Source organism: Ruminococcus difficilis, from assembly GCF_016680995.1.
Window position 1 is genome coordinate 1 of record NZ_JAEQMG010000084.1, and the last position, 9,869, is coordinate 9,869.

Annotated in this window: 7 protein-coding genes, 1 rRNA gene and 3 pseudogenes; 8 read left to right on the plus strand and 3 right to left on the minus strand. The window is 47.8% G+C overall.

What is annotated here, in order from left to right; translation table 11 throughout:
* The 7 genes and pseudogenes from JKK62_RS09005 to JKK62_RS09035 all read left to right on the plus strand — a co-directional run.
* Window positions 1-423, plus strand: a pseudogene (locus tag JKK62_RS09005) (recombinase family protein); the annotation flags it as partial.
* A 68-nt stretch (window positions 424-491) separates the two neighbouring features.
* Window positions 492-689, plus strand: a complete 198-nt coding sequence (locus JKK62_RS09010; RefSeq protein WP_092977676.1) for a DUF3847 domain-containing protein — start codon at window positions 492-494, stop codon at window positions 687-689.
* Between the two features lie 277 nt (window positions 690-966).
* Window positions 967-2,664, plus strand: a complete 1,698-nt coding sequence (gene mobQ / locus JKK62_RS09015) for a MobQ family relaxase (protein WP_201427623.1) — start codon at window positions 967-969, stop codon at window positions 2,662-2,664.
* A gap of 233 nt (window positions 2,665-2,897) precedes the next feature.
* Window positions 2,898-3,227, plus strand: a complete 330-nt coding sequence (tnpA, locus tag JKK62_RS09020) for an IS66 family insertion sequence element accessory protein TnpA (RefSeq protein ID WP_201427624.1) — start codon at window positions 2,898-2,900, stop codon at window positions 3,225-3,227.
* Entirely contained in the window at window positions 3,221-3,574 is a 354-nt protein-coding gene (gene tnpB, locus JKK62_RS09025) for an IS66 family insertion sequence element accessory protein TnpB (protein WP_201427625.1), read from the plus strand. Before tnpA ends, tnpB begins: the two co-directional genes overlap by 7 nt.
* 88 nt (window positions 3,575-3,662) lie before the next feature.
* A complete protein-coding gene (gene tnpC / locus JKK62_RS09030) occupies window positions 3,663-5,249 on the plus strand; it encodes an IS66 family transposase (protein WP_243411803.1) in 1,587 nt (528 codons plus the stop codon).
* A gap of 221 nt (window positions 5,250-5,470) precedes the next feature.
* Window positions 5,471-6,169, plus strand: a pseudogene (locus JKK62_RS09035) (IS256 family transposase); the annotation flags it as partial.
* A gap of 314 nt (window positions 6,170-6,483) precedes the next feature.
* On the opposite strand, the gene istB reads toward JKK62_RS09035, so the two are convergent.
* Together istB and istA are read right to left on the minus strand one after the other, a co-directional pair.
* Window positions 6,484-7,233: an IS21-like element helper ATPase IstB gene (gene istB / locus JKK62_RS09040; protein WP_186833953.1), complete on the minus strand. Its 750-nt coding sequence runs from the start codon at window positions 7,231-7,233 to the stop codon at window positions 6,484-6,486.
* Complete coding sequence (gene istA / locus JKK62_RS09045) at window positions 7,233-8,768, minus strand: IS21 family transposase (RefSeq protein ID WP_201427626.1); 1,536 nt, start codon at window positions 8,766-8,768, stop codon at window positions 7,233-7,235. The genes istB and istA overlap by 1 nt, the downstream gene beginning before the upstream one ends.
* Before the next feature lie 161 nt (window positions 8,769-8,929).
* On the opposite strand from istA, the pseudogene JKK62_RS09050 reads away from it, so the two are divergent.
* Window positions 8,930-9,445, plus strand: a pseudogene (locus tag JKK62_RS09050) (transposase); the annotation flags it as partial.
* A gap of 259 nt (window positions 9,446-9,704) precedes the next feature.
* Here the strand turns inward: JKK62_RS09050 and JKK62_RS09055 are convergent.
* Window positions 9,705-9,869: ribosomal RNA gene (locus tag JKK62_RS09055) — 23S ribosomal RNA — on the minus strand; the annotation flags it as partial.

The window sequence follows — 9,869 nt, forward strand, 5'->3', positions numbered from 1 at the left end:
GAATTGACAGCGGAGGAAATCAAGCGTCAGGAACAGTTGAAGCGTCACCGTATCGTGAGCCGTGAACGCTATCAGTTGATGAAAGCGGGCAAGCATAAAGTAGGACAGCCTTTTACCCTTAAATGTAAATGTTGTGGCAATTCATTTGAATCCAAGATGTCTAATACGCTGTTCTGCTCTCCAAAATGTCGAGCGAAATATTATCGTCGGCAAGAATCGGAAAAGCGGATGCGTGAAATAGTTTGCAATTACTGCGGTAAAACATTCGTTGCTACAAGAAGTGATGTCAAGTATTGTTGCAAGGAATGCAAAGAAGAAGCAAATCGTATCATGCGAAAAGAACGCTACGAGATGAAGAAACAACAAAAGTTGAATCAGAACACTTCCGACACGGTGTTCATCGAAGAAAAGAAAACAGCATAATAAATTAACGCTGCGGCGGCTTGTGAGAGCAATTTCACAAGCCGCCTTTTTGATTGGAGGTATTTATAATGAGTTTTACAGAGAAAGAGTTTTTACAGGCAAAGCATCGACTGGAAGAAGCGCAGGCTCGCAACCGTGTGAAGGAGCGTTCAGTTCGGACACATCGACTTATCCAAGAGGGAGCTATTTTAGAGAAAGCTATGCCGCAAGTTAGGCAAATGTCATTGGAACAGTTGGAGGGTTATCTATGCAGTCTGCTCAAATAATCATTATCAATGGGACGCTTCGAGAAATCGGAGCGTTTCTTCTTTTATCCCGAAGGGCGCACTTACTCACCACTGCCAAAACTCGCAGAGTTTTGGTAAGCGGTGGTATTTCAACATTCGTTGAAACCGTGCGCTCTCCGAGGGTTGCGGCTCCGTTGGAGCCTTGCGAAAGTTGCCTCAGAGCCGTCACCTTCCGTGCGGTTGCCTGTTCGTCAACCGCATTTTCTTTTTATGAAAAAGAAACAAAAATTCTGCCCGAAAGGTGTGATTTACAAGAATGGCGATCTATCATTTAGAAGCAAAAGTCATCAGTCGCAGCTCCGGTAGAAGCGCCGTCGCCGCATCCGCCTATATGAGTTGCTCCAAGATTTTGAACGATTATGACGGTGTGCTACACGATTTCACCCGCAAGCACGGTCTTGTGTGGGAGCATATCTTTTTACCCGAAAACGCTCCGCAGGAATGGCAGAATCGGAGCGAATTATGGAACGCCGTTGAACGTGCCGAAAAGACAAAGGACAGCCGACTTGCCCGTGAGTTAGTGGTCGCTTTGCCTGTTGAACTCAACAAAGAACAATGGATAAATCTGCTAACAGAATATATCCAAAATAACTTTGTTGCAGATGGTATGTGCGCTGACGTTGCTATTCACGATACTGACGGACACAATCCCCACGCCCATATTATGCTCACTGTCAGACCGTTGGACGATAAAGGCAAGTGGCAGTACAAGACCGAAAAGGAATATCTTTGTAAACACAACGGAGAAGAAAAAGGCTTCACCGCCGCCGAGTTTCTGAAAGCGAAAGCACAGGGTTGGGAGAAGCAATATCAATATTATGTCGGCAAAAAGAAGGTGTATATGCCGCCGTCAGAAGCGAAGCGGCACGGCTATGAGCGAGCCAACAAATATCCGAAAAGCACAAAATACGGTCGGCAGAATCCTATCACCGCCCGTTGGAACAGCGACGAACAGCTTGTGATATGGCGAGAGAATTGGGCGCAGAACACGAACAAATATCTTGATGAAGCGAATCGATCAGACGCCCATATCGACCACCGCAGTCACGCCGCAAGATGTATCGACGAGCAGCCTACGATTCACGAAGGCTATGTCGCACAAGCGATGGAGCGCAGAGGATTGATTGCAGACCGCTGTGAAGTCAACCGTCAAATCAAAGCTGACAACGCTCTGCTCTGTGAGCTGAAAGCTGCGTTTGCGAAAATCTCTCAGGCGGTCAAGAATACTGTCCCGGCTCTTGCCGAAGCGATGGAATCTCTGCGTGAAAAGGTTATCGTTATCAGCTATCATATCCTGCATACAAAAATCGGCAAGCGCAATATTACCGATTATGTTAAGGAGTTAAAGGCAAATTATGAAAGCTACAAGAGTATTGTCAAGCAGATCGCTGTAAAGAAGAAAGAACGGAAGGAACTTCAAAAACAGAAGAAGTCTACTCCCCTTATCAAGGTCATTACTCACCGTGATTTAGCTCGCCGCATCGCCGAGCTGACAGAAGAAATTGAAGAACTGAAATCCGAAAAAGCTCGCTTGCTTACCGCTATGGAGCGAACCGATGATAAAGATGTATCTACGGTCAATGACAGCCTTGACAGAATGCGGTCTGCTTTGAAGGAGTTAGACAAACGAGAAGAAAAATACACTGCTGAGCTAAACGAAGCCTTACAGCAATACGCTGAATACAAGGAGCAATCCAAAGAATTCAACACAGGCGAATTTGGAAAGGCTCGTTTGGATATTCGCTCTGATAAAGAACGTAATGCTCTTAATCAGATTTCAGATTCTTACGGCGAGTATTTCTCTCGCAGCACATTTTTCAGCAGCATCCGTGACGCAGATATGAAGCTCGACGACGAGATTAATATGCGAGCCGTCCGTGAATACGTTTATCAGCAGCGCAGACAAGCACATCAACAGCAAAGAAGCAGAAAAACGCACGGGCATGAGAGATAAATTTATATTGAGATGAATTTTATTAAGGTCATTTTATGCTAAAGTTATAGTTTTCTTTATAATTGAAATATAACAAAAAGGGCAAAAGCAAATAAAATTGTAACCGTCAAATAAACCACCGTATTGCCTTCCGCTCGGCAAATGTGCGAGAATATAAGCAAAAACGAAGTGAGCGGTTGTAGTCCATTGTATTCGAACGGATACGATCGTACACAATCGCACGGGGTGAAGTTATGCCAAAAGGGCTGCAAATTATCAAAGAAAACAATAATCTCGCGGAATGGTCGCGGCAGGTTGAAGAGTGCCGCACCAGCGGACTGAGTGTGCGCTCCTGGTGCGAGCAGCATCAGATTGCCGTCAGCACCTTCCACTACCGCCAGCAAAGGGTATGGAAAGCGCTACAAAAGAGTTCTCAGTTCGTTGAAGTTCCGCTATCCTTTGATGAGAGCCATAATGACAACATCGCGGCGTCGGTAAAAGTCGGCAGCATCTGCGCCGAAGTACATAACGGCGCGGATGAAGCTACGCTCGCCGCACTGTTTCGCATGCTTAAGTCATGCTAAGCGATTTCAGCGGATCGAAGGTCTATCTCGCCTGCGGCTACACCGATCTTCGCCGTGGGATCGATGGACTGGCAACCATCATTGAACAGCAGTTTCGTCTTGACCCGTGTTCCGACGCGCTGTTTCTGTTCTGCGGCAGGCGAACCGACAGAATCAAAGCGCTCTACTGGGAGGGCGATGGCTTTCTCTTACTCTACAAGCGACTTGAAAAGGGTAAGTTCCAGTGGCCGCGCAGCGAGAACGAAGCGCTCGGCATTACTGCTCAACAATACCGCTGGCTGATGGAAGGATTGAGTATCCAACAGCCGAAAGCTCATCGAAAAATGGAGAAAATAAAGTTCGGATAATTGCTCATAAACCCGCATAAATACTGGACTTTTCACTGCTTTTGTGGTATAATAAACACATAAAACAAAGCAGAAAAGTTGGGCGTTTATGAGTAAGAACAACAGTGAAACTGTCACGATCTCCAAAGCCGAATATGAGTATTTAACAGGTTTAAAAGATCTGGAGAAGCATTGCGCCCAGCTTGAGTCTGAATTGAACTGGCTGAAAGAACAGCTGCAGATCTCGAAGAAGAAAACCTTCGGCTCAAGCTCAGAGCGCACGGAACAGCTCTATCAGCAAATGACTTTGTTCTTCAATGAAGCGGAAGCGCTGGAGGATACCGAGAATAGAAACACAGAGATCACGGTAGAACAGTATAAGCGTAAGCAAAAGACCGGCTGCTTTGACAAGCTCCCCGAGAACATCGAGACCTACACCGTCGAGCATGAGCTCAGTGAAGAAGAACGCAGATGTCCCGATTGCGGTGAAGAGATGGAAGTCATCGGCAAGAAGATCACCAAACATCTGGAGATGATCCCTGCACAGGTAAGAATCCGTGAGGACGTATACTTTACCTACGCATGCAAAAAGTGTCATGAGAATGAAGCGGATACTCCGGTGATCGAAACACCTCAGCCGAATCCTGTCATCAAAGGCAGCTTTGCTTCTGCTCAGGCGATCGCGCATCTGATGACGCAGAAGTTTGTGATGCACTCTCCGCTCTACCGCCAGGAACAGGAATTGAAGCAGAAGGGCATTGAGCTGTCGAGACAGACAATGTCGAACTGGTTCATCACCACTTCGAAACTGTGGCTGGAGCCGCTGTATGAGAGAATGAAAGAGCTGCTCCTCAAAGAAAGTGTTCTCCATGCGGACGAGACTACCTTACAGGTTCTCAAAACAAAGGATAAGCCGACAGCGACCAAGAGTTACATGTGGCTGTACCGGACGAGCGGATGCTGTGAGACGCCGATCGTTCTCTATGACTACCGCCCGAACCGCAAGTCGGAGAATGCCGAGACCTTTTTGAAAGAGTTTAAAGGTTATCTGCATACAGACGGCTACAAGGCATACCGTGGGATCGAAAATGTTACGATTGTCGGCTGTTGGGCGCATGCCAGAAGAAGATTCTGCGAGGCGCTGGAGGTTCTGCCGGAAGAACAGCGCAAAGGTTCGACGGCTGCTATCGGTCTGGATTACTGCGGTAAGCTGTATGAGATTGAAAAGAAAATGAAGGACAAGCGTCCGGAAGATAGGCTGAAAGATCGACAGGGGCAAGCGAAACCGCTTCTGGACGCATTCTTTGCGTGGGCAAAATCTCTTCGGAACATCGCGCCGAAGAGCAAGCTCGGCAAAGCAGTCAATTATCTGATTGAGGAAGAGACATACCTGCGACGTTACATTGAGGACGGTAGGCTGGAGATCGACAACAACCGTGCAGAGCGCAGCATCAAGCCTTTCGTTATCGGCAGAAAAAACTGGCTATTTGCCAACACACCGTCGGGTGCAAAGGCAAGCGCGACAGCTTTCAGCATCATCGAAACAGCAAAGGAAAACGACCTCGATCCATACGAGTATCTCAAGTATGTTTTCGAAAAAGCGCCAAATCTGAAGGAGAATGAATCCATTGATATCCTCCTGCCGTGGAACGCACCGGACGACTGCCGCTCAAAAGCGGCTCCCTCAACTGAATAAATTATCCTTAAATAACCTCATCCGCCACAGTACCAAACCAGTAACTGTGGCGGATGTTTCTTTGCCTCATTTGACGCTTACATATTTTCTTGTGATTTCTTTTTGTGGATAAGGTATAATAAAATGCGCAAAAAGAATATGGCATAAAAAGAAGACATAGTTTGCAGAATCTGTTAGAATGAAGTTACGACACAAAACATTCTGAAAGGAGACAGCAAACTATGTCCAAGAAAATTGTACAACTAAATGAAGAAGTAATCAAGGGGGAAATCAAAGAATTAGTCAGAGGAAGCGTCGAAGAGACGCTCAACGAGCTGTTGGAGTAGGAGGCTGAGAAGCTGACGCAGGCGGCGAGATACGAGCGAAACGAAGCGCGCAAAGGCTACCGCAGCGGTCATTATGACAGAAATCTCACCACGACCTCCGGCGACGTAACACTCCATGTACCTCGTCTGAAAGGCGTGAGCTTTGAAACGGCAATCATCGAAAGATACCGCCGCAGAGAAAGCAGTGTCGAAGAAGCGCTCATCGAGATGTACCTCGCGGGAGTATCCGTGCGCCGTGTCGAAGACATCACCGAAGCTCTCTGGGGTACCAAGGTCTCTCCTTCCACGATCAGCGAGCTGAATAAGAAAGCGTATGTTCACATCGAGGAATGGCGCAATCGTCCTCTGCAAGGCGGCAGGTATCCTTATGTGTATGTAGACGGCATCTATCTTCGCGGCAACTGGGGCGGAGAGTATGAGAATGTAGCCGTATTGGTAGCAATCGCAGTGAATGAGGATGGTTACAGAGAGGTTCTCGGAGCCGCCGAAGGTATGAAAGAGGACAAAACCAGTTGGGTGAACTTCTTCAAATGGCTGAAAAGCAGAGGGCTAGAAGGTGTTAAGCTCATCGTAGGCGATAAGTGTCTCGGTATGTTTGGATATAGCGTTGAAATTGAGCACCTCGGCCGCTTGAATTGAGCAGGTCCGTCGCTGAAATTGAGCACCTTCGTCGGCGAAATTGAGCAGTGCCGTCGCGTGATTGCACATTGACAAGTAAGCGTGCGCATATTACAATAAAAGTGCTTTACTCACAGGAGGATAGGGCAACGCTGAGGAGCGACCCGAGCGCTTGTGAGGTTTGCGAGTGATGGGCGATGTCGGTTTTGCCGGCACCGCCTTTTCATCACTCGGAAATCAAAGCGCTAAACCTCGGGTTCGGGCAGAGCCCGATGAGCCGCAGGCTCCTTTTAGTTTTCTTTGTCTATGCCGAAAAGTTTTCTCATGGACTCTTTGCACTCAATCACCACGCGGTAGGAATCGTGCACGATGCGGTCGCAAATCGCGTCAGCCACAATCTGCGAGCCGATTTTGTCACGCCAGCCCTTTACTCCAAATTGAGAACAGAAGATAATTGAACCTTTCTTGTATCTGCTCTCTGCGATTTCCAACAAATCCCGCGCCTGCGATTCTTCGAGCCTGTACAAAAGCCATTCATCGAGGATCAGCAGCGCGGGCTTTTTGTACTGCTCAATAACCTTGGAATATGTGCCGGCTGTTCTTGCAATCGCAAGCTCTGTCAACAGCTCAGGTAATCTGACATATCTGACCGGATAGGATTTTCTGACTGCCGCCATCCCCAACGCGCAGGCAAGATATGTCTTTCCGCAGCCTGTTGCACCCATCAGCAGAATATTGTGGTGCTCATGGATATAGCTGCATTCAGCGAAACGAGTGATTTGCGCCTTATCGAGATTTCTCTGAGGAAGATACGAAATATTCTCAATGCAAGCCGATGGGTCGGCGAACTGTGCCTTCTTGATCATTCTTGTCAGCGTATTGTTTTTACGGGTAGTCCACTCGGCGTCTACCAAAAGTCCGAATCTGTCTTCAAATGAAAGAGAGGAGATTTCAGGATTGGTAAGCTGTTCCCTGAATGTTTCCGCCATCGTCCCGAGGCGAATCTCGCGCAGCTTTGAGATGGTGCTTTCCGTCAGCATTAGTCCTCACCTCCGTAGTAATCGGCGCCTCTGGTGAAGCTGTAAGCATCTGAAGATAAAGCTTCTGCCTGCTGACTCTTCCCGGTTTTATCCTGACCTGTCGACAGAATTACCTGTATATTTTTGCAGGAAGGACGCGGCGTAAATGTTAACGCCTTTTTACAAGCGTTTTCAAGTCTCTCCGGCGTATACTTGTCAGCAAGCTTAAGAATGCCCATACACGCCTTGTAGCCCTGCTGCTCGACCTTGTAACCGTTAAGAATGGCAGCGACGACCGTTTTTGTGGATGAGCCGATTTTCGCCGCCCATTTAATGAAACGGTCGCCGTTCCACTGCACATATTTTTGATGATTTGGCGGCATATGCTCCTCGTTTGTGCTGTATTGATTGGCCCTGCCGTAAAGACGGCGGTGGGAACAGATTCTGTTGCCGTCAAAGAATACCTCGACGGTATTCTTGGTCAAACGAACATCCACCTTCTTTTTGATGTACTCGAACGGTACGGAATAGTTCATTTTGTCAAGAGAAATGTGGTAGTTTGGCGCTACCATCGCAATCTTCCATGTCGAAAGCTCATACGGATGTAACGGCAGCGGCATCAGAAATGGCTTTTCCTCTTGAAAAAGCGTTGCGCGGCTGCCGTCTTTCTTTTGAAAAGGTTTATGGTTGAATTGACAGAGCCTTTCCGAAATTGCCTCGTTCAGCTCAGGCAGAGAAAGGAATTCCCTGTTTCTCAGCGCAGCGAGGATGTATGTGGAGATTACTCCGACAGTCCCCTCAACCATTGCTTTATCCTTGGGCGCTCTCACGCGACAGGGCAGAATCGCGGTATTGTAATGCTCGGCGAGCTCGGCATAGGATTTGTTGAGCTTGATTTCATTCTTGCCATGCTTATCCACACCGGTCTTAAGATTGTCGCACTGAATGATTTTTGCAACACCGCCAAAGTACTTGTAGGCATTTACATGCGCCTCTGTCCAGCACTCCTGATTCATAGAGAGAAATCCCTCTACATACGAATATCCGCTGAACGGCAGCGTTACAACGAAAATATATACCGGAATTCTTTCGCCTGTATCGGTGTCGATGATGGAAGCGGTGTCTCCTGCCCAGTCAACCTGCATAACCTCGCCGGGTTTGTGGTCGAGGTGCATGGTCGCTCCGGTTTTCGTCATGTGGTCGCGGTAATACTTTTTGAACTGAGTAAGCTGATACGGGATTTCTCCGTTCTTCTTGCATTCCTCGGCATACTCCAGCCAAAGCAGATTCAGAGTTACGTTGCTTTTGAGCATTTCCCGTGCAACATACGCATAATCGGGCATTTTGTACGCAACCTTGAGAGGAGCGTTTGGACGAATGATTTCGGCAAGCTTTGTGTCGGACATTCCTTCGGGCAAAGGATACTTCAATCCGTTTGCCTCAGCCTGCTTGATTGTCTGCGCTACGGTATTTCTGGAATATCCGCAGATCTCGGCAATCTGTGTTTTATTGAGTCCGAGATTGTACAGTCTCAGAATCTCACGGTAATTGGTCATGTGATGACCTCCTTCGGTATTATTCACGCTTACGCGCGTATTACCATTTTACCGTGAGATTTTTTGCTGTTCAATCACGCCGACGCCACTGCGCACTTTATGCGACGAAAGTGCGCAATTCCGCCGACGCCGGTGCTCAATTCGCGCGGCTGCGGTGCTCAGTTTTGGGCGACGTATTCAGTATGTTGGAAGCGGTGGGAGAAGTGTTTCCCGACGCCAAGTACCAGAGATGTGTTGTCCACTTCTACCGCAACATATTCAGCGTTGTGCCGAAGTCCAAGGTGAAATTTGTAGCAAAGATGCTCAAGGCGATCCACGCCCAGGAGAGCAAGAAAGCTGCCCGCGAAAAGGCTAAGCTTGTTGTAGAAGAGCTTAGGCAAATGAAGCTGGAGAAGGCGGCGAAGAAGGTGGAAGAGAGCATTGACGAGACACTGACTTACTGCGAATTCCCATCTGAGCACTGGACGCGGATTCGGACGAACAACGTCATCGAAAGGCTGAACAGGGAGATCCGCAGACGTACAAGGGTTGTCGGTTGTTTTCCGGACGGCAACTCGGCGCTGATGCTCGTTTGTGCCCGCCTCAGACACGTTGCCGGCACACAGTGGGGCAACAAAAAGTATATGAACATGAAGCATTTGGAGGCGTTACTGGACGACGCTTTCCTTGCCGGTTGATCTTCATTCACAGATCCTGCAATCTTTTTTGCGCATAATTCTTGACAGTACCAACCACCACCTTTGTCAAAAAGCATTTCATCTAAATAACGCATAAACAACGATAATGTTACAGACTTTTCAAAAAAACAACAGCGCAGTCTTTCGACTGCGCCGCTGTTTTATGGCAACTAATAAATTGTCTTGTTAAAGGGTTACACCCTGAAAACTGAACAAAGTGAGAGATAAAGGAGAGATAAGCGGACTGACCAAAGAGTTTGTGGTCAAGCCCTCGACCTATTAGTACTGCCAAGCTAAACATGTCGCCATGCGTACACACGCAGCCTATCAACCTCGTAGTCTACAAGGGGTCTTACTCGCATAAAGCGATGGGATATCTAATCTTGGAGTCGGCTTCACGCTTAGATGCTTTCAGCGTTTATCC

What these genes read in the sequence shown, in the direction of transcription:
- JKK62_RS09010 (WP_092977676.1), top strand. Translation starts at nt 492, where the DNA reads ATGAGTTTTACAGAGAAAGAGTTTTTACAGGCAAAGCATCGACTGGAA.
- istA (WP_201427626.1), bottom strand. Translation starts at nt 8,768, where the DNA reads ATGACCAATTACCGTGAGATTCTGAGACTGTACAATCTCGGACTCAAT.
- tnpA (WP_201427624.1), top strand. Translation starts at nt 2,898, where the DNA reads ATGCCAAAAGGGCTGCAAATTATCAAAGAAAACAATAATCTCGCGGAA.
- istB (WP_186833953.1), bottom strand. Translation starts at nt 7,233, where the DNA reads ATGCTGACGGAAAGCACCATCTCAAAGCTGCGCGAGATTCGCCTCGGG.
- mobQ (WP_201427623.1), top strand. Translation starts at nt 967, where the DNA reads ATGGCGATCTATCATTTAGAAGCAAAAGTCATCAGTCGCAGCTCCGGT.
- tnpB (WP_201427625.1), top strand. Translation starts at nt 3,221, where the DNA reads ATGCTAAGCGATTTCAGCGGATCGAAGGTCTATCTCGCCTGCGGCTAC.
- tnpC (WP_243411803.1), top strand. Translation starts at nt 3,663, where the DNA reads ATGAGTAAGAACAACAGTGAAACTGTCACGATCTCCAAAGCCGAATAT.